Source organism: Leucobacter celer subsp. astrifaciens, assembly GCF_001273835.1.
GTDB lineage: Bacteria > Actinomycetota > Actinomycetes > Actinomycetales > Microbacteriaceae > Leucobacter > Leucobacter celer.
This window is the reverse complement of record NZ_JHEI01000057.1, coordinates 1-242: the sequence shown is the minus strand read 5'-3', so window position 1 is coordinate 242 and position 242 is coordinate 1. Positions and strand designations below refer to the sequence as shown.

The window sequence follows — 242 nt, the reverse complement described above, 5'->3', positions numbered from 1 at the left end:
GGCCACGATGGCCTCGCGCTTCTCGACAGCCTCCTTGCGTGCGGCCTCTCGCTCGGCCTGCTGCTTCTCGCTCAGCTCGGCGGTCTTGCCGGCGAGCTTCTCGACGCGCTCGCGGAGCGACACGATGTCGCCGACCGCTGCGGGCTCGACGCGCTGCTCGCGGAGCTTCGCGAAGGAGTCGGCCGCGGAGGCGTCAGCGGGGCCGCGCGCGATACGCGCCGCGAGCAGGGTGACCTGCCCCG

General features: G+C 74.0%; 1 pseudogene. It reads right to left on the bottom strand.

The annotated features are described in order from the left end of the window. A pseudogene (locus tag AMS65_RS19675) lies at nucleotides 1-242 on the bottom strand (DUF349 domain-containing protein); the annotation flags it as partial.